18 protein-coding genes and 1 pseudogene are annotated in these 21,052 nt (G+C 63.1%); 6 read left to right on the top strand and 13 right to left on the bottom strand.

What is annotated here, in order from left to right; translation table 11 throughout:
• Positions 1-118: 118 nt before the first annotated feature.
• From iscB to AC3WXD_RS24345, 3 genes and pseudogenes are all read left to right on the top strand, one after another.
• A complete protein-coding gene (iscB, locus tag AC3WXD_RS24335) occupies positions 119-1,537 on the top strand; it encodes an RNA-guided endonuclease IscB (protein ID WP_492324869.1) in 1,419 nt (472 codons plus the stop codon).
• 119 nt (positions 1,538-1,656) lie between these two features.
• The gene (locus AC3WXD_RS24340; protein WP_231586612.1) at positions 1,657-2,445 is read left to right on the top strand and encodes a tyrosine-type recombinase/integrase; all 789 of its coding nucleotides are present in this window, start codon (positions 1,657-1,659) and stop codon (positions 2,443-2,445) included.
• Between the two features lie 295 nt (positions 2,446-2,740).
• Positions 2,741-3,559 (top strand): annotated as a pseudogene (locus AC3WXD_RS24345) (IS5 family transposase).
• A 9-nt stretch (positions 3,560-3,568) separates the two neighbouring features.
• Here the strand turns inward: AC3WXD_RS24345 and AC3WXD_RS24350 are convergent.
• The 10 genes from AC3WXD_RS24350 to AC3WXD_RS24395 all read right to left on the bottom strand — a co-directional run bounded on the left by AC3WXD_RS24350 (position 3,569) and on the right by AC3WXD_RS24395 (position 14,990).
• Positions 3,569-5,869: a molybdopterin-dependent oxidoreductase gene (locus tag AC3WXD_RS24350; RefSeq protein ID WP_059414390.1), complete on the bottom strand. Its 2,301-nt coding sequence runs from the start codon at positions 5,867-5,869 to the stop codon at positions 3,569-3,571.
• A gap of 36 nt (positions 5,870-5,905) precedes the next feature.
• Positions 5,906-6,577, bottom strand: a complete 672-nt coding sequence (locus AC3WXD_RS24355; RefSeq protein WP_059414628.1) for an ArsR/SmtB family transcription factor — start codon at positions 6,575-6,577, stop codon at positions 5,906-5,908.
• Between the two features lie 128 nt (positions 6,578-6,705).
• Positions 6,706-7,482 carry a sulfite exporter TauE/SafE family protein gene (locus tag AC3WXD_RS24360; protein ID WP_059414391.1) on the bottom strand — a complete coding sequence of 259 codons (777 nt, stop codon included), beginning with the start codon at positions 7,480-7,482 and terminating at the stop codon, positions 6,706-6,708.
• Positions 7,483-8,098: 616 nt separating this feature from the next.
• A complete protein-coding gene (locus AC3WXD_RS24365; protein WP_156173993.1) occupies positions 8,099-8,269 on the bottom strand; it encodes a hypothetical protein in 171 nt (56 codons plus the stop codon).
• A 118-nt stretch (positions 8,270-8,387) separates the two neighbouring features.
• A complete protein-coding gene (locus tag AC3WXD_RS24370) occupies positions 8,388-8,570 on the bottom strand; it encodes a hypothetical protein (RefSeq protein ID WP_156173994.1) in 183 nt (60 codons plus the stop codon).
• Positions 8,571-8,944: 374 nt separating this feature from the next.
• Positions 8,945-11,293, bottom strand: a complete 2,349-nt coding sequence (locus AC3WXD_RS24375) for a sbcc family protein (protein ID WP_059414397.1) — start codon at positions 11,291-11,293, stop codon at positions 8,945-8,947.
• Complete coding sequence (locus AC3WXD_RS24380; RefSeq protein ID WP_059414399.1) at positions 11,281-11,787, bottom strand: hypothetical protein; 507 nt, start codon at positions 11,785-11,787, stop codon at positions 11,281-11,283. Before AC3WXD_RS24380 ends, AC3WXD_RS24375 begins: the two co-directional genes overlap by 13 nt.
• Positions 11,788-11,949: 162 nt before the next feature.
• Entirely contained in the window at positions 11,950-13,347 is a 1,398-nt protein-coding gene (locus AC3WXD_RS24385; RefSeq protein ID WP_059414630.1) for a metallophosphoesterase family protein, read from the bottom strand.
• A gap of 96 nt (positions 13,348-13,443) precedes the next feature.
• The gene (locus AC3WXD_RS24390; RefSeq protein ID WP_059414402.1) at positions 13,444-14,736 is read right to left on the bottom strand and encodes a recombination directionality factor; all 1,293 of its coding nucleotides are present in this window, start codon (positions 14,734-14,736) and stop codon (positions 13,444-13,446) included.
• Positions 14,685-14,990 carry a DUF7696 family protein gene (locus AC3WXD_RS24395; protein WP_082079998.1) on the bottom strand — a complete coding sequence of 102 codons (306 nt, stop codon included), beginning with the start codon at positions 14,988-14,990 and terminating at the stop codon, positions 14,685-14,687. Before AC3WXD_RS24395 ends, AC3WXD_RS24390 begins: the two co-directional genes overlap by 52 nt.
• 633 nt (positions 14,991-15,623) lie before the next feature.
• Between AC3WXD_RS24395 and AC3WXD_RS24400 the strand changes: the two genes are divergently transcribed.
• From AC3WXD_RS24400 to AC3WXD_RS24410, 3 genes are read left to right on the top strand one after another with little or no spacing between them, the layout of a single operon-like run.
• Entirely contained in the window at positions 15,624-16,265 is a 642-nt protein-coding gene (locus AC3WXD_RS24400) for a hypothetical protein (protein ID WP_231586613.1), read from the top strand.
• Complete coding sequence (locus AC3WXD_RS24405; protein ID WP_156173995.1) at positions 16,262-16,822, top strand: NADH-quinone oxidoreductase subunit E; 561 nt, start codon at positions 16,262-16,264, stop codon at positions 16,820-16,822. Before AC3WXD_RS24400 ends, AC3WXD_RS24405 begins: the two co-directional genes overlap by 4 nt.
• An 8-nt stretch (positions 16,823-16,830) precedes the next feature.
• Positions 16,831-17,202: a bactofilin family protein gene (locus AC3WXD_RS24410; RefSeq protein ID WP_059414404.1), complete on the top strand. Its 372-nt coding sequence runs from the start codon at positions 16,831-16,833 to the stop codon at positions 17,200-17,202.
• A gap of 193 nt (positions 17,203-17,395) precedes the next feature.
• On the opposite strand, the gene AC3WXD_RS24415 is transcribed toward AC3WXD_RS24410, so the two are convergent.
• The 3 genes from AC3WXD_RS24415 to AC3WXD_RS24425 all read right to left on the bottom strand — a co-directional run bounded on the left by AC3WXD_RS24415 (position 17,396) and on the right by AC3WXD_RS24425 (position 21,035).
• Positions 17,396-17,779, bottom strand: a complete 384-nt coding sequence (locus AC3WXD_RS24415; RefSeq protein ID WP_059414406.1) for a hypothetical protein — start codon at positions 17,777-17,779, stop codon at positions 17,396-17,398.
• A gap of 273 nt (positions 17,780-18,052) precedes the next feature.
• Entirely contained in the window at positions 18,053-19,021 is a 969-nt protein-coding gene (locus AC3WXD_RS24420; RefSeq protein ID WP_059414408.1) for a DUF932 domain-containing protein, read from the bottom strand.
• A gap of 451 nt (positions 19,022-19,472) precedes the next feature.
• Positions 19,473-21,035, bottom strand: a complete 1,563-nt coding sequence (locus AC3WXD_RS24425) for a ubiquitin family protein (RefSeq protein WP_059414410.1) — start codon at positions 21,033-21,035, stop codon at positions 19,473-19,475.
• Positions 21,036-21,052: the final 17 nt, after the last annotated feature.

The raw sequence follows: 21,052 nt of genomic DNA on the forward strand, positions 1-21,052 counted from the left end.
GCACGAAACGGGCTATCGCCGGGAGTCATCCCAAGCTGCTGCACAACTTGCCCGAGGGGAGACCTTCCGTGAGGAAGGCGTTACAAGGCCCGTAAGGGCACATACATAGGAGCCGATCATGTCGGTTTTTGTTCTGGACAAGCATGGCAAGCCGCTCATGCCATGCACCGAGAAGCGCGCTCGATTACTGCTTGAGCGTCGCCGGGCGCGCGTGCATCGCGTTGTGCCGGCCGTTATCCGTCTGGTTGACCGCACGGTCGATGACTGCGAGTTTCAGCCCCTGCGTATCAAGTTGGACCCAGGCAGCAAGATGACCGGGGGGGCGCTAGTGCGCGATACGGAGCTGGCTTGCTCCGTATCCGGGGAGATCCAACGTGGTGCGGCAGTGTTGAGCCTGTTCGAACTCGTGCATCGTGGCGGCCAGATCAGCGAAGGGCTGACGGCTCGCCGTTCCATGCGCCGGCGTCGCCGCGGCGCGAACCTGCGCTATCGGGCGCCGCGCTTCCTGAATCGTACGCGCCCGGCAGGCTGGCTCGCGCCATCGCTCCAGCATCGCGTGGACACGACGATGGCATGGGTCCAGCGCATCCGCCGTTGGGCTCCCGTCAATGGCGTCTCGTCTGAGCTGGTGCGCTTTGACATGCAGGCAATGGAAAATCCGGAAATTTCTGGCGTCGAGTACCAACAGGGTACGCTCGCCGGTTACGAGGTGCGCGAATACCTGCTCGAAAGGTGGGGCCGCGCCTGCATCTACTGCGATGCCGAGGGCGTCCCCCTTCAAGTCGAGCACTTGACATCGAGGGCAAGGGGCGGGACAAACCGCGTCGGCAATCTCGGGTTGGCTTGCGAATGCTGTAACCAGAAGAAGGGCTCACGCGACGTCCGAGAGTTCGTCAAGGACCCGACGCGTCTCGCGCGCATCCTCACAACCGCAGCTCGTCCGCTGAAGGACGCCGCTGCCATCAACGCGACGCGCTGGGCATTGGCGAACGCTTTGCGGGCCACGGGCCTGCCACTTGAACTCGCCTCGGGAGGCCGAACCAAGTTCAACCGGGCCGCGCACACCATTCCAAAGACCCATGCACTGGATGCGGCGTGCGTCGGCGACGTCAACGCTATCACCGGCTGGCAGCGACCCACTCTTGAAGTGAAAGCGACGGGGCGTGGCAGCTATCAGCGCACGCGGCTGACTGCCTCGGGGTTCCCGCGCGGTTACTTGATGCGCCGGAAGCAGGTTAAGGGATTCCAGACGGGCGACCGGGTGCACGCTGTCGTGCCAAGCGGAAAGAAGGCCGGCACCTATGCGGGCCGCGTTGCAGTACGGGCATCAGGTTCATTCAACATCCAAACGCCGAACGGTGTCGTACAGGGTATCAGCCATCGCCATTGCTCGCTGGTGCAGCGAGCCGATGGATATGGCTACCATTTTCGATCCAAAGATAGCCTCTACAAAGGAGAAGCGGGAGAAGGGCGTGCTGCGCACGCCGCGCTATCCATCCCCGTCCTGAAGGACGGGGTTTCCCGCGCATCCCGATGACTGAACGGTCTCTTTGGCTCACCGCACCGACCGCTGCGTTCGGTGAATGGCAAACGCACGAAGCCGTTGGTGCTGACCGCCGTCCCTTCTCGGCCCGGTCCGTGGTTCAGCATCGAGCGATGTTTGAGCACTTTCAGCGACATCTGCACGACTGCGGCGTGACCGTGGCCAGTTTCGGCGCCGACCATATCCACTCCCTCTGGCAAACGAAGGCCGGAGCCACATACAGCGCTGCGACACGGATGCGCTATCTGAAACTGCTGGACCGGCTGTGTCGACATCTAGTATCCATTGCTGTGCGTGACGGCAATCCGGCGGAGGAGCTCGTACGGCAGGCGCAATGGCCTGATGAAGACCCCTCCCCCATCTACTTGCCTCAGGAAGCAGACGAATCCCTCCAGGCTTGGATACAGCCCTCTCCTAACGACGATCTTGCCCATCTGCGGGCACGAGCAATCGTTGGATTGTTTCTTGGCACCGGCATCACAGCGGCCGAGGGCCGCAGCGCCACCCAAGTGGACCTCCAGACCGCGGCAAGCCCGCCGTACTTGCACGTCCGTGGCCATGGAGCGCGAGACGCAAGGACGGTTCAGGTCCCCCCGTTTGCCCTGCCCGTCCTTACAGCCTGGTCGGCCCGCCGGGCTACGCTGCCAATTGCCAGTGACCTACTTTTTTCGCTCACGAACCTCGGCAAGCCAATTGCGGACATGGGTCTAGGCCGGATCGTCCGTTCGGCACTGGTGGCCATCGACTTTGAGGCAGACGACATGAGTCCGCGAATCCTCCGCAATACCTTCTGTCGCCGGCAGTTGCTTGCAGGGCGCGATCGCGTCGAGGTAAGCGAACTGCTCGGGCTGGCCAGCACCCGCACGGCCGATCGAATTGCCGCCACATTGCCAACAGAATAAGCGTTGAATGTGTCTGGCTCGAGCTGAGGTGCCATGCAGGCGAATCACTTTGGCCCTCACCTCTCGGCAATCACACACACCAGAGCAGCACACACATGCTCGATCCCTCCACTTCGCCGGCGCCGATGATTGCCCGCGATGGGCTCGCGGCCGCGTGCAGGGGCCGGTCGAGTTCGAGTCCACTTCCGCCCGCAGGCGCTAGCAACACCGCCTAAGAACCTGTTTCAAAAAGAGCTGCTGGGTACTTCAGGGCGATCCTGTTAACCTCATCCGTTGTGACAACAGGACAGAGGGGATGGGCAAGCCAATCATTGACGATGAACTGTGGGCACTGATCGAACCGCTTCTTCCCGCGGCCAAGCGGCGACGATTCCGATATCCGGGTCGCATGCCGGCGTCAAATCGGGGAGCACTGACCGGCATCCTGTTTGTGTTGAGGAGCGGCATTCGGTGGAACGAACTACCCGCCGAGATAGGTTGCGGCTCCGGGGTCAGTTGCTGGCGTCGGCTACGCGATTGGCAAAGCGCCGGCGTATGGGATCGGTTGCACGAAGTCCTGCTGGCGAAGCTACGCGCGGTCGACCGCATCGATTTCTCACGTGTCGTCATCGATTCCTCTTCAGTTCGAGCGATTGAGGCGGGCCAAAAACAGGACCGAACCCCACCGATCGCGCGCGACCAGGTTCCAAGCACCGCGTCGCCACCGATGCGAACGGCACGCCGATCGCGGTCATCCTGACCGGCGCAAACCGTAACGACATCACCCAACTTCTGCCTCTGATCGAAGCGATTCCGGCTATCCGAGGATGCCGAGGCCGGCCTTTGCGCAAGCCTGGGCGCATCTACGCTGATCGCGCGTACGACCACGACAAATATCGAAGGCCGCTTCACGCTGCCGGCATCCCCACCTCCATCGCCCGGCGCGGCGAACCTCACGGCAGCGGCCTGGGTAAGGTTCGCTGGGTGGTAGAGCGAACTCAACGCTTGGTTGCACGCATTCCGGCGTCTGCGCACCCGCTTCGAGCGTCGTGCGGACATTCATGAAGGCTTACTCAAGCTGGCCTGCTGCCTCATTTGCTGGCGTACCCTCCAGCGGGACGAATCTTCATTTTGAAATGAGTTCTTAGCCACCGCGCGCGACGAAGCGCGGCAACTCGAACGCAGAGACAGCCGGAAGCGGCCCGCTCCATGGCTCGACTTGCACCAGACAGGTCTGCGCTGCGCAGCCCTGCGACAAGCGCGAAGCCGGCAGGTCACTTGTCACCGCATTGGGATTGCCGTGCTTGTCGAGTCCGGGCACCTCCGCGGACGGATCGAACCAGGCGCCGGTGGCAAGCCTGACGACCCCGCGCAGCACACCATCGCTCAGTCGGGCCGCCGCCACACACGCGCCCCGGGTGTTCCAGACACGCACGGCCTGGCCGTCCTGGATGCCCCGCTCACGCGCATCCTCCGGGTGGATCGTCAGCGGTTCACGCTCGTCGACGCGCGCCCCCCGGCTGAGCGCCGAATGGTCGAGCTGGCTGTGCAACTTCGTCGCCGGCTGGTCCGACACCAGGTGCAACTGCTGCGCATCGGTGGCGCCGAGCCATTCGGCCGGCTCCAACCAGCTCGGGTGGCCAGGGCAGTCGTCGTAGCCGAACGAGGCAATGGCCTCGGACCAGATCTCGATCTTCCCGGAAGGGGTCTTCAGCGGATGCGCAGCAGGGTCTTCACGAAAACGCTGCAGAAAGCTCCTGGGTGGCGCCGTCCCCTCGAAATCGACGATCCCTTGCTCCCAGAACACGTCGAACGCGGGCAGTTCCACACCGACCGCATGGGCACGCGGCAGCGCCTCCTCATACAGCGCCCGCAGCCATTGGCCGGCATCGCGGCCCTCGGCGTACTCGGCCAAGACGCCGAGCCGCTGCGCCAATCCCCGGAAAATCTCGAAGTCGTCGCGCGCCTCGCCCGCCGGAGCGAGCACCTGCCGCATCGCCACGAGGTGTGCCTCGCGCCCCGAGAACCCGATGTCGTCACGTTCCAGAGAGGTCGTGGCCGGCAACACGATGTCCGCCATCTTGGCGTGCGCGTTCCAGAACTGCTCGTGCGCGACGACGGTCTCCGGCCCTCGCCAAAGCGCCGCAAGCCGGTTCAGGTCCTGGTGGTGGTGGAAGGGGTTGCCCCCGGCCCAGTAGACCAACCGGATGTCCGGATAGCGGTGCGTGCGGCCGTTGTAGTCAAAACTCCCGCCCGGCTGGGCCAGCATGTCGGCAATGCGCGCCACGGGAATGAAAGCATCCACCGCATTGCGCCCCTGCGGGAAGGTGGGGCCGGCAAAGCGCGCGCTGCGATGGCCGACCGAGTTCGCCGCGCCGTAGCCGAACGCGAAACCGCCGCCGGGCAGGCCGATCTGCCCCAGCACCGCGGCCAGGGCCACCAGCGCCCAGAACGGCTGCTCGCCATGGTGGGCGCGCTGCAAGGACCACATCGCCGTCAACAGCGTGCGTTCGCGGCCCAGCGCGCCGGCCAACTCCGCGATCTGCTCGCGCGGCGCCCCGGTGATGCCGGCGGCCCAGGCGGCGTCCTTGGCGACGCCATCGGCGTGTCCCAGAAGATAGGCCTCGAAGCGCTCCCAGCCGACGCTGTGGCTCGCGAGAAAGGCGCGGTCATGCCGGCCCTCGGCCAGCACGCCGTGGGCCAGCGCGAGCATCAGCGCCGTGTCGGTGTTGGGCCGGATCGGCAGCCACTGGGCCGGGATGCCGGGCTCGATGTCCTCGCGGCTCGGTCCGACGTTGACGATGCGCACGCCGCTGGCGGCCAGGCGGCGCAGTCCGTCGCGCAGGCGGTGGCGGCCCGCGCCGCCGAAGTCGGTTTGCGCCGTCTTGGCCGGCAGTCCGCCGAAGCAGACCAGCAGCCGCGTGTGCTGCGCCAGCGTCTCCCAGTCGTCGCTGTCGGCCAGCACGGCATCGACGGATGCCACGACGTGGGGCGTCACCACGCTGCCCGCGCCGAGGCTGTACGAATCCACGCTGCGCACGTAGCCGCCCTGCACGTTGAGAAAACGATGAAGATGGGCCGCAGCGCCGTGGAAGCGGCCGGCGCTGCCCCAGCCGTAGGAGCCGCCGTAGATGGCGGCATTGCCGTGAGTGTCGATCACGCGCCGCAGCTCGCCAGAAAGCAGGTCCAGCGCCTCGTCCCAAGGCACCTCGACGAAGGGCTCCTTGCCGCGCCCCTCGCGGCTGGCGCCCTGGCGATCCAGCCAGCCGGCTCGGATGGCCGGGCGCAGGATGCGCTGCGGCGCATTGTTGGCCGCGAGCGCGTGCAGGCCGATCGGCGAGGGGTCGGTGTCCCGCGCCCAAGGCGCCAGGGAAGGCACCCCCTGCGCGTCGCGTTGTATTTCATAGATGCCCCAGTGCGAGGCGGTGTAGGTCGATGGCTTCATGGTTGCGAACGATGTTCTGTGTGGTTTGGGACGTTGTCAGGCTTCGGCGGTCTCCACTTCCAGACCTGCCGCCTGCCATTGCGGAAAGCCGTCTTCCAGGCGTCGCACGCGATACCCCTTCGCGCGCAGCAAGGCCACCGCCTCGAACAACAGCACGCAGTACGGCCCGCGGCAGTACGCGACGATCTGCCACCTCTTTGGCAGACGGGCGAGCCGGGTTTCCAGTTCTTCCAGCGGGATGTTCAACGCGCCCGGCTGGTGGCCCAGGCTGAATTCATGCTCCGGGCGGACGTCGAGCAGCGTCACCCGTCCGTCGCGCAGCCGCTCGACCAGTTCGTCCCTGGTCACGGGCGCCAGCGCATCGCGCGCCGAGAAGTAGTCCGACATGATCTGGCGCACCTCAGCGCGGTTGCGCTCGCCCACGCAGCCCAGCGACTTGAGCAGGCAGACGACCACTTCCGGTCCCGCAAGGCTGTAAAGCATGTGCTTACCCTGGCGCTCGGCGGTCACCAGTTGCGCCCACTGCAAAATCTGGAGATGGCGCGACGTGTTGCCGAAGGTGAGCTTGCAGGCTTCGGCCAGGGCTTCGACACTGTGCTCGCCCTGGGCGAGGAGTTCCCGCAGCTCGATGCGATGAACGTGGTCGATCGCCTGCGCGATCTCCGCTAGATTCTCGTAGATGGCCTGTCCTGGTCCTAGCTGTACCATGTACCTTCCTTCACTAGCGATCATTCACCCGATTCATGGAATCTGGATTGCAAGAATAGTTCGCCGTGCAGATCGAGTGCGCATATCGTTATCTGGACATCCGGGATGTCCAGCGCCCGGTTGCGGAATCAGGCGAGAACAGGCCAGACGTAGTGGGCGCCGACAAGAATGCCGATTCCGCCGAGGACGCGGCGCAGCAGCTTTTCCGGCAGCCAGGGCTGCAAGGCGGCGCCGGCGTAGGTGCCCGCGAAGCCACCGATGCCCAGGGCGATGCCCAGCGCCCAGTCCGGGGCAATGCCGCTCCCATACTTCAAGCCGAGCACGACATAGGTGACCAGGCCAGCCACCGACGTAACGAACGTGGAAGCCAGCGCCGCGGACGCGACGTGACCGATGGCGAAGCCCATGCCGACGAGGATCGGGGCCAACAGCGATCCGCCGCCGATGCCGTAGATTCCCCCGATGACGCCCACGGCCAAGGCCAGGGCGATGATCAGGGTGCGGTGGTGGCCGTGGACCTCGGTGCCGTCGCGCTGACGGGTGCTTCTACCGAACAGCAGCCAGACGCCCAGCGGAATCAGCACGGCGGCGACCACCAGCAGGAAGGCCTGCGGCCCGGACAGCCAGGTGACCCGGATGATGGCCCCCGCGATCGCGCCGGGGATCGTGCCTACGATCAGCAGGCGGGTCAGGGACCACTGGATCTTGCCGCGCCGCTTGTAGCGCAGCAGCCCGCCGGGAAGGGCCATCAGGTTATAGAGCAGGTTCGTTGGCGTGACAGACGGACTCGGAGTATGCAACACGCTGAGCTGCACTGGCATCAGAAACACCGCGCCGGACACCCCCACAGGAGCGGTCACGGCAGCAATCGCGAACGCCAGCGCGGCAGCTAGGATCAGCGTCATGTTGCGTCTCCGGCCGCGGCGCAGGAGGTCCCAGAACGAGTGGCGCGTTGGGCCTTTCCCGCCTCGTCGGCATGGGCGCATGACTTCGGGATATGTCGGTTGTGCCTGCTATTTCCGGGCATGGTGTCCTTCTTGCTCAAAGGGCGCAATGCCTAGCTCTCGCAGACGCCCTGACTTTCAGCTGCTTGACACGGATCGTGCATTAAAAAATCATTCTGCATATTAATCGGATAATATAAATTCGTTTAGACGAATTACAACGATTCTTAGACGATTCTAGCGCGAAGGCCTCCGCTGGCCCGCCGAGTCGGCGCTGTTGTCAATGCAAAGGCGGGCACGGGTTCCGGCTCTTCGCCACGGCGCTGGTCTTGCTCGGCACCGGCTGGAACTTCCTCCACATTGGAAGCTCAACGCTGCTGACCTATACCCACACTGCGGCTGAGAAGACTCGCGCTCAAGACATCAACGACATGGCGATCTTCCCGGCGGGCCTAACCTGCTCGTTCAGTGCGAGTGGACTGCCTGATTCCTTGGGCGGAAAGGAGATGACCCTTACCCTGTTGCCCTGGCTCCTGCTGTGCACGATGGCGCTACTGTAGATGGGCGTAAAGCTGCATTAGGTGAAGGCTGCTTGCCGCAACGACGCTGCTTTCGTTGCCACCGATGAAGGCGAGGAACATCGGGGCCCCTCGCGGAACAGATCAACTACGACACCTACAGCGCGCGCGATCTTTTTCTCCACAGGCTCGAACGCGCCCTGTGAAAACAATTCAATGTTCTGGCTCATGCTGGCTTCCTGAAAATGAATGGGCGGCCAGCCCCCGTGGGCCACACCGCCCTCGGGGGAATTGAAGAGATGAAGTAACGAAAGGACGTACGCCACTGACGGACAGGCTTTGAGAACGTTACCTGCTCGCCGCCCGAGCCTCAGCCAGGAGCCACTGCACGAGCCAGCCGATCCGGCTGGCTAGGCTCGAAGAAAGCCACTGCCCATCCGGCTCGCCGGAGAAGAAAACCCCGGCCACGTCGCCAGCAGCGATGTCGGCAACGCCCATGAGCAATCGCAGGGCTTCGTCGAGGTCATCCATCCCGGCCGCAGCCACGAGAACCGGCAACGTTACCGCCGCGAGGAGAGGCCGTCGGCACCGCGGTGCAGGGCCGGTTTGTACTAGGTGACAGGTCATCGGAATAGCAAGAAAAACGGCGCTCCCTAGGGAGCGCCGTACGGTTAAGGATGAGGGCGCTATAGCGTGCCCGTATTCGGCAGCGCGCTGGCGCGGTATTCGACGATCAGCCGCGTCTGGGCCGCTTTAGGCACCTTGTTCGGTTGCGGTTTCGGCGAAGGGTAAAGCTCCGCCGCTCCAAGCAGGACGAGTAGCAAGAGCACCAGGATAAGAGGAAGTTTCATGGCACGAAGAAGGAAGACGGAGCAGCCCCGATGGGGCATGCCCCATCGGGTTAGTCAAGACGCCAGTTCGGGAGGGCTCACTCGGGCCGACAGGGCTCCAACGTCAATTACTGCATCGGCTTCGTCGATTGAATCTGGGGTGTGCGAAATGAAGAACTCACGCTGATACCCGCCGCGGCGGAGCACTTCGCGCTTCATACGCATGAAAGCCCGTTTGCGCTCGGGGTCAAGCGCACCATCCGACTCGTCGGTGAACACGGTGTGAAACAACTGCCCCGAATCCTGCGCCCGGTAGAGCGCAATACCGCGAGTCAAACACTCGTTGACCCAGATCTTTTCACCGCCGGACATGAACGCGAAGTTCTTATCCGTGCCGCTATCTGCATCGAACACGAGAATCTCAAAGCCTTCGCGCTTCTCCCCGTTGGCCAGCTCGGTCTGCGTCTGGATCGCGATAGTGAATCGCTGCCCGTAGCAGGCAAGCAGCAGGTCATTAACGATCTTTGCGATCGCGGGTCCAGCATCGTCGATCGACAACGCGATCACGCCATCGTTGCCCAAGCCCTTGGCGAGCAGCTTCCACTGCGCGATCTCGTCGGACAAGGCCGAAGCCCTACCCTCCAATGCCGCCAGCCCGGCCAGCTCCGCCTCGATGCGACCACGGTCCGCAGCCAACGTGCTCTGCCGGCGGATTAGTGCTTCGATCGCACCGTCGAGCGCCACAGTAGTCTCCCGGCCGGCAGTGATGCGCCGGTCGAGATCAGCAAGCATGCCAGTGACATCCTCTGTCGCCAACGCCGATAGCTCGCGGCGAACCGCCGTGACCTGCACCTCAACGTCCGCAACATCGCGCTGATAGCGGGCTAGGCGCTCCGAACCCTCGGTGCCTAGTGCCACCATGTCGCGCTTCGCATTGGCAAGGGTGTCGTTCGCTGCCGCGAGCAATGGCTTCCTCGCGGCCAGGGCCGTCAGCCGTTGGATCTGCTGCTGATCACGGGCAATGCTCTGTTGCAGCGTGGCTTGGGCTGCACGGGCCGCCGGAAGACCGACAACCGTAGCGTCCGTTGCCTTGAGAGCCTCCTGCTTCTCCCGGTAGCTAGTCCGCAGGCCGCTCACTTGCACGGTCTGCTCGCCGAGTTTGAGCCGGGCGTCGCGCGCTTGCGCAAGCAACGGGCACGTCGCATGCATGGCATGGTCGTGACAGGGAACCGTCTCGATCACGTCAGCCTGCGATTTCAACGACTTGGCGAGCTGTGCGGCAACCGACCCACGCTGCTCAAGGCCATGAAGCTCCGCCGTGAGTGTGGCGCGGCGAACCTGGACGGCCTCCAGCTTTGCAAGCTCGACCTGGCCGGCTTCCCACGCCGCCTGCTTCTGGCCGATAGCCATCTGCAAGGTATCACGCTCCCCGTCCGCGGCAAGAATCACCGCCGACTGATCGAGCGTAGCGTTCGCAGAAGCAGTCGCCTTGTCCAGTTCCTTCAGGCGCGCATCGGCACGGGCTTTCGCAAGCTTCTCATCACCGACCAACCGGGTAGCTTGCGCCACCAGCTCGCCTTCACGTTGCTTCAGCTCGCGCAGCCGCGCCTCAGTCGCAGCAGATGCGGCATGCTTCGCTGCGAGCGTGGCACGCTCTTGTTGAAGCTTCGCTCCATCCTCAAGCGCCCCAGTTCGCGCGCGGCGCTTGCCCGTCAATGCCTCGTCGATCTCACCGATCTCCTTGGCCATCGCCTGCGTCGCGTCGCGCTTGCCGGTGAGGATCAGCACGTCGCGTTGCATGGCATCGAGTGCGCGGCCCAACAGCCTGGCCACGTCATTCGCCTTCGAGGACACCTCGCGCAGGTGATCGATCCCGAGCAGCTCTGCGAGCAGCTTCTTGATCTCGCCCGCCTGATAGCTGGCAAGCGGCCGCCGGTTCTGTGCGGAGAACACGCTGGTGAAGAACACTTCGGGAGACCCAAGAATCGGTTCCACGCATCGGCCATAGGTCTCCGCCTTGCCGTCAGAGATCGTACCATCAGGCAGTTCGGCAGGCTCCCAGGCGCCATCACGACCCATCTCGAACAAGTAGTACTCTGCCTTGCGGCTCTTGCCCGCATTGCGGAAAGTGAATGCGGACCGATAGACCTTGCCACCGTGCTCCCATTCGAGATCCTTCTCCGCGCGCGGGGCACAGAGATGGTCCCAGTACGAGAAGCCGTCCGGGGTCATCTTGGTCGCGTGGCTCGGCATGAGCGCATACGGTTGCACGTTGTCCATGATCGTGGTCTTGCCGGCGCCGCAAGGGCCGACGAGGGCAATCAGTCCCGTGGGCAAGCCCGTCAGATCGATGGTGACGCTGTCGCGATGCATGCCGTCCCGCACGCCACGGAACCCTGTGAGCGTGAGTTTCAGTGGACGCATGGTGCATCCTCCATCGGCATGGCCTGCAGGTAGTCCGACGGGAGTTCGAAAACATCGTCGTCCGGCATCTCGCTGATCGGCTCGGGATCGTGCTCCGGCTTGCCGGCGATTGCCCGCTCAACCGATCGGACCGCCGCGACAAACTGCCCGCGGACTGCCAACTGCAGGGCCTGCCAGTCTTCGCAGCCCGAGAGCGCCTTCAGTTCCCGGGCACTCCACTGGCTGGCGTAGCCGTTCGAGAACGACCAAAGCAAATCCTGGATCTCTTTGGCGGGCGCCACGGAGAACCAGGTCGCGCCCGTGTCAGTGCCGAGCGCCATGACCAGCATGTGCTCGCGCGTGGCGATCACCGCACCGCGGTGCATGCCGAACGGCTGAAACAGCATGCCACGCAAGAAGCCGTGGTCGGAACAAAGGCGGTTTGCGAGATCCGATTGGGGCATCTCGACTTCAAACGTACGAGCCCACGCGGGGCCAGCGTGATACAGAATCATGATGCACTCCTGAGAACGACAGAGTGCACCCCGGACGGGAAGCACCCGTCAGGGTAGAAGAAAAGAAATGGATACTGCGGATCGATGCGTCGGGGACGCGGGGTAAAACCAATTTTCGACAACCCGAAGGCTGTCGGAACATGGCTTTCGCACGTTCTAGGGTTAGGCGGCTTCGGCCGCGAACAGGTCATCGTTCAGCCAATCCAACGCAGCCGACTTCTGCACCGGTGCGACCGGTGGAACAGAGGCAGGCAGGGCCGACTGCATCGCAGCTGCTGACGGCACCGGTTGTGGAATGTCGAGATCGGCCAGGTTGGCCAGCACACCGTCGGCAATGGACTGTGCATCCAGGTTCTGCAACTGCGACAGCCGATCGACCAACGGACCAGTATCGACACCGGCAAGCTCGCCCCAGCGCCCGAGCTTCTCAGGCAGACTGGCGGCCCGGCTGATGCCTTCCGCGCGGCTACGCACCGCAGGCAAGATACGCGCTTCGATTTTCACCTCGGCGCTGTTGCGGAACAGGGCCTGAATGGCATCACGGTCGACCAGCTGCCGGTGCTCCTCGTTGATCGACCAGCGAATGCGAACGAACTTATCTGCAGCGCCGGCGGCAACTTCGGCAAGTCGAGCCATGTCCGGCGGGCCGTCGAAGTCCACGCAGACTGTCTCGCGCGCGGGCGTCTCCATCTGCGTGGCGGTGACTTGACCCAGCTCGATATTCCAGCGCAGATAGCCCTTCGCTCCGATCTCACCGTAATGGAAGCGCCCGATGGAGCCGGGATACGCCACCACCCTACCCTCGCGCTCCCATTGCTGGGCGCGGTGGATGTGGCCAAGCATGAACGCGTCGCAATCGGCGTCAAACAGCGAGCCGATCGTGAACTCATGATCGAACCCCGCCATCGGCACACCGTGCTCTGTCTGGCAGCCGTTGACCGTGCCGTGGGACACGCCAATGGTACGAATACCCTGCTCACGTAGCAGCCGGTTGATTGCCCCAGCCGCCGCGAGATAGGCCGCCAGATGATCACCAACAGCCGTGGCTGCATTGGACACGCCTACGGCGGCCGCAAGTGTCGCCTTGTTCACGGTCGGCACGCAGGTGAAAACCACCTTGGGATCGCCATGGGTTTCCGCGATCTCCTCGAGCTCTTCGATCGTGAACACGGAACCGTGAGAGGCGATGAACTCGCCCCGGCTTAGCGCGACCTGGTGGATGCGGTCCGCCACGTACACAGGGCAGGCCTCTCCCCCAACGAAGCGAAACACATCCAGCGTGCCCGGCGGCTCGTGGCTGAAGGTGCCTTGCAGCATGAGCACGGGCGCAGCGCAAGCCAGCCGGTGCACACGACGCGCCAGGCCGGAGAACGCCGGCGAGTGCGCATCGAGCCGGTGGTCCGTCGAGTCCCCCGAGATCACATAGGCATCGCAGCCCGCAGCGATCGCGTCGTCGACAGCAAAGCCAAAGCAACGATCGGCTTCAACCAGGTTGCCGGGCGAGTAATGCAAGTCGGAGAAGTGTCCGACGCGAAGCTGATCGCGTTCCTGAAACTTCATGAAAGCCTCCATCATGGATACCGGGCGAGCCGGAGAGAGAAAAGAAAAAGGAAGCCCGAAGGCTTCCTTTCACGAATTCCGGCACGTGGCCGGCGGTCAATGAGCGAGTTCGCGAGAGACTGCGGCAACCTGCTCGCGGAAAGCGAGCGGATTGGCCAGCGCAACGCGCATGTCGTCGAGGAGTCGGCGAATGTCGTTCGGTCGCCTCGGCCAACCGTGGCCAAAGCTTGCGTTGGCGAAGCGCTTCATCTGCTCGCGCCCTTCCGGGTTATTCAACCCAACACGCGTGAGAAGATCATCGAACTGACTTTCGAGGTCATCGACGTGGTCGGCTTCGCCTGCCCCAACGTCGGTGTGCACCGAGACTCGGTCGTGCAGGTCAGCGGGCGAGTCAGCGATGGTTGTCTCGACCGCTCGATCGGGACCCGTGGCTTCCAGCATGGCAACAGCTTCGTCCGCTTTCTCCACGTGCGAGATCTGGGGCCGGTCGGTGCCGTCAAGCAACGCGCCGAGATCGATATCGGCATCGAGCGTGATCAACCACTGCTTTTGACGCATGGGCTGGCCGTCTTCGCCGATGCGGCTCACCTCGACTTCCATCTTCGAGACCCAGAACGTCACACCGACGAGACGGCCGCGCGCGAGCGAGACCGTCTGCATGGCAGCGTAGGCTTTCTGGAGCACGTAAATGGAGGTCGTGGGCAGCTCGATCAGGCCGAGGCCCTTGATCTTCAGGACCGCAAAAAAGAAGGACGCTGAAAGGCTGCACGCACCTGCCTGATACTGCGGGCACTCGTGCGGATCGCAGCGGCCGTCCTGGATCTCGTTGTCCTGCCGCAAGATGATCTGACGCCCGCCCCAGTTTCGCTTCGCGCGGCTGGCTCGCTCGCTCTTCTGCGCGGGCGCATACGTCTTGCAGTAGCGAACGCCATCGGAGCCGTATTCGGAAAAGTACTTCCGACCCGCCGCGCCCCACGCGACCAACTGGTTCGGCATGTTCTGGAGCCAGTCGTCGAACGCGAAGATGACGGGAAAGCGCCAGAGCCGCCGCCCGTCGCCTTTATCCTCGCCGTACAGCTTGAGGATCTCGTCGGCGACGTCAGGGTTGGAGAAATCCGAGCCACGGCACGTGAAGTACGGCGTGTTCTTCGGGACCAAGGGGTTCTTGATCGAAGTCACCCGTTCGATCTCGATCCCGATCGCCTCGAATGACTTGCCCTGAGCGAGCAGCGCATCATGGATTGCAACTGCCTTGGCGTTTTCGCGGGCCTTGCGTGTCAGGACCTTGATGCCAGGGCGGATCTTGCCGATGATCGGCGGCCGCGCGGGCCGCTCGTCTAGGATGCTTCTGGCACTGCCGAAGTCGTTGTAGGTGATAGGGGCTTGCATGCTGCTCTCCTGTCGAGGTATCGAATGACGTTCGCACGGATCGACGCAGCCTGCTCCCGAAGGCGCAGGGCTACATCGGCCCCGCGCTGGGTCGTTACTTGAGAAAGGAACGCCGCGCGAGCGGCTTCCGGAAGACTGGCGACGTGTGCCGCCTCACATAGATCTCGCCACGCCACGGGCATCTCGACATAGTCGGGCCGGCGGCGGATCAGCGTTGCTGCGATCGCAGCGGAGATTTCGGCGTGTTCCTGCATGGCATCTCCCGAATCGAGGTTTCTCACAAACAAAAAAAGCTCGCTCCGGAAATGCCGGTAGCGAGCTTTGTTCGAGAAACCTGCAGCCACGCCCCTTCCGGGGGCATGGCTTACAGGGAGCGGCGCGCGAATGCGCACTGCTCATGCTTGGGACGTAAAGTCGCCCCGTGCAGCATGTTCACGCTGCACAACAACCCATTTGCGAACCCACAGGTTCGGCCGCAGGTTCACGGATCAGCCAACGACGGCCGTTCTGCCTAGGAGGGGCCTTGAGAGAGACGCCACATGGTCCCAGGCTCGAACGGTGTCCCGCGTGCGCTCATAAGAGGCACAGACGCAGACGCGTTTTACAAGCTGACGATGGGAAATGCTTGGCGAAAACACTTAGCAAGAGAAAATTCCACACCAGTAGCCAGCTGGTCGGAGCATGCGCAAGGCACGACTTTGTACAAAGGGATGGACTCGCCAGGAGTCAGAGTCGATGCGTCGGTGACGCAGGGTGTGAGTGAATTCTGTCACACGATCCGCACTGCGGATCGCCGAAAGCTCACGAATTTCGTATAGCTTTCGCTAGCAAATGCTGTCCGTTCTTGTCCGACAATTGCTCGCGAGAGAGAACGCGGAAACCTGAACATGCTTGAAGACCCAATAGCGGTTAGATCGGAATCCGAGAGGAATCGCGACGTCGATGAAGGAGAATCAGGCCAGGGCGCGAGCGCCGGTTCACCAAAGGATGGTGGCCTTCGAACCATCGAACGATTCAATAGCGATGATCGGATTGCGAGAATCGTTCCCGACACCGCGACTGGTGCCATTGCGACGTACTATTCGACGTTCGCGCGCGATTTCCTCGACGCGAACTTCTACTTCTGTTCGGCCAAGTTCAGCGTCGGCCGCGGCGGAAAGGTGAAAGCACTGGACATCGCGTTCCGGGAGGCAGAGGATTGGTTCGAAGCAAGCCTCGCCGATTGGGAGGCACGCAATCAAATCCAGTTCGCCGTCGCGTCGCGCGAGATCCAGGTGCAAATCACACATCCGCTCGCCGGGCGCCTTCTCCGATTGGTTCGACAATACGACAGATTGTTCTCTGTTTCTCTTTTTTGCAGCGCGGCCAGATCCGTGTCCGGCAGCGAGCGTGAGCAAATTCTCAATGCGGCCGCTCGACGGATCTCCCAAATTCACCGCCTGTGCATGCCCGATAACGACAAGTACGCGCCGGATGGCTCTCGCCTTCCGGCTTCGCCCATTCCCGGATCCACGGAAAAGACCGAATGACCCTCACCGATATTGAACGAATGCACCAGCAATACGCGCGACCTGCCATCACGATCGATGTCACGGCTGAGGGACCGGCAGGCCTTTGGTCAGTTCCCGACGGCACTCGCCAAGCCGATCAGGAGCGCCCCCCCAGGGGCAGACTCGAGCAATCCGTTCGCGTGGCCGCGATTCTCGCAGTCGGCGCCGGGATCGCCCTCCTCGGTGGTCGCTTGGTCGCCATGGCCACCAAGCCGACCGCGGCATCTGTCGCGGCCGCGGCGCCGGCGACGTCCCAGAGTGCGTCCGCAGTGGAGACACCTGCAGCCGCGCTGGCTACGTCGGAGCAATGGCCAGCCGCGCGGTCCGAGCCGGCAGCTAGCCAGCCGGCCGCGGTGTCGGTCGACACAGCGCATGCGTCCCCATCGTCGCTGGCAGGTAGCGAAGTCGGCGCCGGTGGCAAGCCGTCTGCAATGACGCCCACAAAGGGTAAGGCACCCGCGCCGTCCAGTCCGGCCAAGCCCACCTCGCCCCCGGAAAAGGTCGGAACGCACCCGGCCGACATCAGACTATTCTGAATATCCTCATGAACAACACACCAAGTTTCAGCCTGGTCCAGGCCGGGATGTGCATTCACGGGGATCTCGTGAGCGACCACGGTATCACCTGCGCGGGTATCGTCGATGGCGCCGTTTCGTCTTCGAGTGGCCTTGTTCACATTGCTCGGGGCGCAGTGGTTCGCGGCAGCGTCGAGGGAGAGCACGTCGTTATCGATGGCGTCGTCGAGGGAGACGTCAAAGCTCGCACATCGCTGCTGGTAAACGGACGTGCGATGGCGCGCATTTTCTATGGCGGCACCATTCGCCTTGGGCTCGAGGCCGACTTGGAAGGCGCAACGATCTCCCGGGTCCCTTCGGTCGCGTACACGGGGGCCACACCGGCACCCACCGAGACATAGAAGAAGGTCGGAAGCTCAATATCACGATATCGGGTTGCTCCCGGAAAACTCGCATTTCGGTATCGCCTTTCGTGGATGGATGGTGCCCCTGTGACCGGTCGAGCGACTTATCACGCTCCCCGCAATCGCTCCGAAGCTGGTCAAGCTTTGAGCGCTTGAATAAAAAAAGCCCGACAGAACGTCGGGCTTTTTTTCAGGGTAGCTCTCGTAGAGAGAATAGCTCGGCTTGACTGAACACGCCGGGCATCGTGATCCACGGGAATACCTGCCCGGCGTCCGGGTCCATGAAGGAGATATGCGGGAAGCCGTTATCGAGCTGGCAGCGGAATACACGCAGCTTGCCGTCGGCATCGCGAATCTCGTAGGTCGAGCCGTGGCGCAACTCGAAGACCGCGGCACCATTACGAAATATCTCTGAGCTTCGGTGGCCGATAAGAAATCGGGAGTCCATCCAAGTGTCGAAAGCTGGGGGTATTGCCCCATCGGGATGGGAGTGAAACTCGGACTGCCATGCCAAGTAGAGCATGGAATACCGGTTCTTCGCAAACCCATACAGGTCAATCGGTCGATCGGACATAAGTCGCTCCGCTCCCCGCTGCCTGGCGAGATGCCCCAAATCCCCATTGGCCTTCCGGTATTCCAGCGACGTGCGAAAGCGCACCTGCAGTTGATGAAAGAGCCACGCTGGGCAGCCGATGAAAGTGGGATTAGTCGTCATAGCAACGGGAAAAAAAAACCCCGGACTTAGCCGGGGATAGATACGGATCGCCTCAACACACCTATGCAAACGGCGGAGAGGCGATCAGACTTAAGGGCTCAGAGGCCCAAGAAGTTGACGGTGAGCACTAGTTCATGCGTCCACGAGCTCCATGGCGGTGTTCCACGCCAACTGTTTCAGTGAGGCGCCAACGCCGAACCAGGCGGCGTCGAGCCGGTGCCCTGGCGTTCGAGCGCGGCGTTGGTGGTCGACGTACTCGGTAACGCTGTTCAGCAAACCCCACGCGGTGCCTTGCGCCGAGCGCATGGCCGAACCCTTGCCACCGCCGTTGAAGAGCTCCAGAACAGATTTCATGGCCCGATCGTTGGTCGCGGGCGGCCGGTGGGCCGCCGACTGCTGCGTCGGATTGCTGAGGACGCGCTGGAAGAACCGCTCCACTTCCGCACTGTTGACCCTGCGGCCGGCCAGCGCTTCCATGCGAACCTTGAAGGCCTCCCATGAGGAAGTGGCAATGCCGAGCTGGTTTTTCACCGCGCGCGCGTCGAACTGGCTACGGTGAGGAACCTTCACCGCCCCGCGGCCGTTGCCCAGTGCAATCTGCAAGGTGTTGTTGCAGACCACGCGAACGGACGTGAATTGCGCAGTCGTGGCCAGCGTCCCATCGCACGCAGTAGCGAGCAGCAGATAGCCCTTGACCTCGTCACCGCCGGCGAGTGCGGCACTTTGGCCGGTGCGCGCGAGCGCCCAGAGTTTTCGCCCCTCCTTCAACACGCCCGCGGTTTCGAGCTGATAACCGCCCACTTCAGTGAGGTCACGGTAGAACTCCAGGATCTCGGCGGGCTGCACCACCTGGTAGCGCTTGGACACCACGGACAGCGGCGCCTTCGTATCGGAGCGATACAGCACCTTCTGCTGATCGAACGCTTTCAGCGCATCGAGTTCATCGATATCGGAACGGAAGCGCACCTTCGACTCCTCGATGCGCCAGTTCATACCGGCATGCTCCGCCCAGACTTCGAGCGGTTGGTTGGGCTCCAGGCGTTGGCCGAGGCCGTGCCAAGGGGTGGCATTTACGTAAGCCATTGATTCAACGAGATGCATAGGATTCTCCTTCGGGAAAAATAGAGGCGCGGCGCGGATCGTCTCCGGTGTCGCGGGCAAGAAAAGCTCTTGGTGTGGATGTCAGCCGCAGAGCGAACGTCTGCGGATAGGTGCTGCGACGCAATGCCGCAGCACTGGAGGACCAGCTACAAGGGAGATGGGGGAACTAGGTGAACAAGTTGGTCATGGACGAGAATGGCTTGCCCACGAAGGCCGTCCCTACCAGGGATAGACCCTGGCGGGAGGATGTAGAAATGGCCGACGGGTGCCGGCACGAGGTCGATGCGTCGAGGACGCGGGTAAAAATGTGTTTGGATTGAGGCAGCTCAGTGCAAACACATCTCAGAGAGGAAGCGTAACGCCTGGCGAGCGCTGATGCACGGCGAAAGCTTGCGTTTTCGGTGTGGGTATCGAAGAAATACCCCCAGCCGTAGAGCTGGGGGGGCAAGGATCATGCTGCGACGCATTCAGTCTGCGCCAGTTGCTCGAGCCGTGCGCGAGCGTAGGCCAGCGTACCGTCCTTCGCACGCAGTCGGCGAGAGATGCGCTTGCCGGGGTTGTGGAATCGATATTCACGGGCACTTCCCCGTGCAAGATCGACGATCTCGGAGAACCCCTCCGCGATGCAAAGCTCCACGTATTCTCGGCCGTTCATGGTCCGACCGCCGTCAAGCCGCCACTGGGAAGCCTCGGCCCGCTCACAAACTCTGTCGAAGTCGCTCGCAGCGCGGCGTTGCGCGCGGGCCGCGGTCGCCTCATCTTCCCACCGCGCCTGCTCCGCTTCGGAGAAGTCGCACATTGCGAAGATACGGCGCCGGCGGATGGTCGCCGCGCAATGCAGCAGGTCAACCCCCGTCACATCGCGAATCGCTCGCTTCGATAGGGTGTTCATGTCCTTGGGTCCATCGAGGATTTCGAGAAGGGCCGCGACGTTGCGCTGCAGAACCGCCAGTGCGACCCGGTTCGGCCATTCGTAGCCAGCGCTTGCGCGCTCGACGACGGCTACCCGCGCCTGATAGTCGAACTCACGCTGCGTGATCTTGAACGCTTCACGCTCCGCCCTCGCCTTCGACATTCTGGCCTCGAACCGGTGCTGCGTCGTCGTATGGTGGATGTGTGCTGCCAGGCCGGTCGCCGGCTTGGCAAACTCGCCTTGCGGGAGGCGCAACGGCGGTGGCATGCGTGGTGGCAGGATCTTCGCCTCGAACAGAGCATCGTCGATGTGGACATACGTACAGTCGTCCGGCAGTCGCCGGATGATTCCGACCAGCTGACCGGCGTTGGCTGCCGTGATCGCCAACTTCTCGCGGTGCATCGCGTTGCAGAGCTCCCTCAATTTGCCTTCGGGGAGCGCCCCTCGAAGGGTGGGCACATCGATAAGCGCTCGCATCCATTGCAAACCGAAGCGGCTGAAGGACGAGTCATCGCGATAGATGTTGATGACGCACTCTCGCACGGTGTCACCGCGCAACAGCGCGTAGGCGACGTGCACCTCGTGTCTGGCATTTGGCGCTTGGTTCCGGCAGTATGCCGGCCCGTTGGTGCCATAGCCGAATCGCTTGCGAAACTCGCCCTGCACGTACGCACTGATATCGAACGGCGCCTGATCCTCGAAGAGATCGGCGGCCTGAAACAGCGGGCCGGCCTCGCCCAGCGACATGTCGATTGCATCTTCGGGAAAGTAGGCAAGACGGCCGGCCGCGACGACGGCGCCCCATGATGCGCGGCTCATCTCGTGAGGACGGCGGATCCCGCCGTTCACGCGGATGATGAACTGGTCAACCTCGTCAATGATCTTGCTCAGAATCGATCTCGCGGTGCCCGGTGGCCGGACACCGAACCGTCCCCCGTTGATCTGCACCACGGGGATATCGCCGCGCTCGATGTGACGCACGGCGACCTGGTCAAGTTTGATGGGCGCGCGCGGTGTGCGGTCGCGGTTGAGGTACTCGAGCACGCCGGCGAGCGTCGCGCACGGGTCGGCGCGTTCAGCGCCGATATGGATGAGGTACATTCAGGTGCTCCAAAATA

Source organism: Cupriavidus sp. FW216-B1 (assembly GCF_058789195.1).

What these genes read in the sequence shown, in the direction of transcription:
- iscB (WP_492324869.1), top strand. Translation starts at nt 119, where the DNA reads ATGTCGGTTTTTGTTCTGGACAAGCATGGCAAGCCGCTCATGCCATGC.
- AC3WXD_RS24340 (WP_231586612.1), top strand. Translation starts at nt 1,657, where the DNA reads ATGTTTGAGCACTTTCAGCGACATCTGCACGACTGCGGCGTGACCGTG.
- AC3WXD_RS24350 (WP_059414390.1), bottom strand. Translation starts at nt 5,869, where the DNA reads ATGAAGCCATCGACCTACACCGCCTCGCACTGGGGCATCTATGAAATA.
- AC3WXD_RS24355 (WP_059414628.1), bottom strand. Translation starts at nt 6,577, where the DNA reads ATGGTACAGCTAGGACCAGGACAGGCCATCTACGAGAATCTAGCGGAG.
- AC3WXD_RS24360 (WP_059414391.1), bottom strand. Translation starts at nt 7,482, where the DNA reads ATGACGCTGATCCTAGCTGCCGCGCTGGCGTTCGCGATTGCTGCCGTG.
- AC3WXD_RS24365 (WP_156173993.1), bottom strand. Translation starts at nt 8,269, where the DNA reads ATGAGCCAGAACATTGAATTGTTTTCACAGGGCGCGTTCGAGCCTGTG.
- AC3WXD_RS24370 (WP_156173994.1), bottom strand. Translation starts at nt 8,570, where the DNA reads ATGGATGACCTCGACGAAGCCCTGCGATTGCTCATGGGCGTTGCCGAC.
- AC3WXD_RS24375 (WP_059414397.1), bottom strand. Translation starts at nt 11,293, where the DNA reads ATGCGTCCACTGAAACTCACGCTCACAGGGTTCCGTGGCGTGCGGGAC.
- AC3WXD_RS24380 (WP_059414399.1), bottom strand. Translation starts at nt 11,787, where the DNA reads ATGATTCTGTATCACGCTGGCCCCGCGTGGGCTCGTACGTTTGAAGTC.
- AC3WXD_RS24385 (WP_059414630.1), bottom strand. Translation starts at nt 13,347, where the DNA reads ATGAAGTTTCAGGAACGCGATCAGCTTCGCGTCGGACACTTCTCCGAC.
- AC3WXD_RS24390 (WP_059414402.1), bottom strand. Translation starts at nt 14,736, where the DNA reads ATGCAAGCCCCTATCACCTACAACGACTTCGGCAGTGCCAGAAGCATC.
- AC3WXD_RS24395 (WP_082079998.1), bottom strand. Translation starts at nt 14,990, where the DNA reads ATGCAGGAACACGCCGAAATCTCCGCTGCGATCGCAGCAACGCTGATC.
- AC3WXD_RS24400 (WP_231586613.1), top strand. Translation starts at nt 15,624, where the DNA reads ATGCTTGAAGACCCAATAGCGGTTAGATCGGAATCCGAGAGGAATCGC.
- AC3WXD_RS24405 (WP_156173995.1), top strand. Translation starts at nt 16,262, where the DNA reads ATGACCCTCACCGATATTGAACGAATGCACCAGCAATACGCGCGACCT.
- AC3WXD_RS24410 (WP_059414404.1), top strand. Translation starts at nt 16,831, where the DNA reads ATGAACAACACACCAAGTTTCAGCCTGGTCCAGGCCGGGATGTGCATT.
- AC3WXD_RS24415 (WP_059414406.1), bottom strand. Translation starts at nt 17,779, where the DNA reads ATGTCCGATCGACCGATTGACCTGTATGGGTTTGCGAAGAACCGGTAT.
- AC3WXD_RS24420 (WP_059414408.1), bottom strand. Translation starts at nt 19,021, where the DNA reads ATGCATCTCGTTGAATCAATGGCTTACGTAAATGCCACCCCTTGGCAC.
- AC3WXD_RS24425 (WP_059414410.1), bottom strand. Translation starts at nt 21,035, where the DNA reads ATGTACCTCATCCATATCGGCGCTGAACGCGCCGACCCGTGCGCGACG.